Here is a 1,513-nt window from a genome sequence, read left to right as displayed (position 1 = left end):
ATTTAGCTTCTCCGAAATCGATACTGTCCAAAGGCACAATATGTTCATTAACGTGCGCAATGATGCTACCTTTGCGTATAGTAATCTATTTCTAATCGCGGAATTGGAGTTCCCCACCGGTGAGACCGTAAAAGATACCCTTCAGTATGAAATGGCATTGCCTGATGGCACATGGTTGGGAAAGGGCTATGGTAGCATTAAAGAGAATAAGCTGTGGTATAAGGAAAACATCGTTTTTCCCACATCGGGCGTATATAATGTAAGAATATCCCAAGCTATGCGCAAGAACGGCAGCGTAGACGGCGTCGTCAATTTAGAGGGGATAACGGATGTGGGGTTTGAGATTGAAAGGAGTTTGGAGTAGGCGATACGTAGTGGAAAAAGTCATAAACCAATAAACGTATAAACTACTTTTGCATTTTTAATAATCAGTAATCAGTAATCAGTAATTCTTCAATATGGCAAAGGCTGCTAAAAAGAAAAAGGGCAAAGGCTTCTTTACATATATCAAATGGTTCTGGATATTGTTTTCCGTGGGGATCCTATCGGTAGTCCTGCTTTTTTTGTTGGCTTCTTGGGGAGTATTCGGGGCGATGCCACAATACGAATACCTTGAGAATCCGCAGACCAATCTGGCCACCGAAATCATTTCTTCGGACGGTAAGACCCTTGGTAAGTTCTATCTTGACGACAACCGCACGCCCGTGCCTTTCGACAGTCTTCCCGACAATCTGGTCAAGGCTCTTATCGCTACGGAAGATGCGCGGTTTTACGAACATTCGGGCATCGATGCGTTCGGCGTTATGAGAGCGGTGGCCTATTTGGGAACCAAAGGAGGGGCAAGTACAATTACACAACAATTGGCGCGTCAACTTTTCGTAGGCGTACGTTCGAAGAACAAATTCGAGACCCTAAAGCAAAAGGCCATGGAATGGGTGCTTGCCACCCGCTTGGAAAGGCAATATACCAAAGAGGAAATCATCGCCATGTACCTCAATCAGTACGACTTTCTCTACAATGCGGACGGCATCCGGTCGGCGGCAAAAATATATTTCGGAAAGGAACCCCAAGAACTGAAGACCGAGGAATCGGCGGTCTTGGTAGGGATGCTCCAAAATTCCTCCTATTTCAATCCCATCCGAAGAAAAGAACTGGTCGTCAACCGCAGAAACACGGTGCTGGCCCAAATGGCTAAATACGACTACATAACGGAGCAGGAGAAAGATTCGCTGCAAAAGTTGAAAATGGCCATCCGCTTTAATCCGGAGTCACATAAGGAAGGCTTGGCCACGTATTTCCGAATGTATTTACAGGGCTTTATGAACCGATGGATCGCTAAAAACCCCAAACCGGCCTTGGAGGGACAACGTGACCGATGGAACCTTTATCTTGATGGCCTGAAAATATATACTACGGTAGATTCCCGTATGCAAGCGAACGCCGAACAGGCCGTACAAAAGCATATGGCGAATCTTCAGGCGGAATTTTTCCATCAGAATACACCCGAAAGAAA

The 1,513-nt window shown here is 45.7% G+C and carries 2 protein-coding genes; both read left to right on the top strand.

Annotated features, from left to right (window positions below; genetic code table 11):
- A partial coding sequence (locus tag ACEW8S_RS13890) for a gliding motility lipoprotein GldH (protein ID WP_373518742.1) occupies nucleotides 1-364 on the top strand: 364 nt, incomplete at its 5' end.
- A gap of 94 nt (nucleotides 365-458) precedes the next feature.
- On the top strand, nucleotides 459-1,513 hold a 1,055-nt coding region (locus tag ACEW8S_RS13885), incomplete at its 3' end, for a transglycosylase domain-containing protein (RefSeq protein ID WP_373518741.1).

The organism is Pricia sp. (assembly GCF_041745955.1).
In the GTDB taxonomy this organism is placed as follows: domain Bacteria; phylum Bacteroidota; class Bacteroidia; order Flavobacteriales; family Flavobacteriaceae; genus Pricia.
The sequence above is the reverse complement of the archived record's forward strand: the minus strand, read 5'-3'. Positions and strand labels throughout refer to the sequence as shown.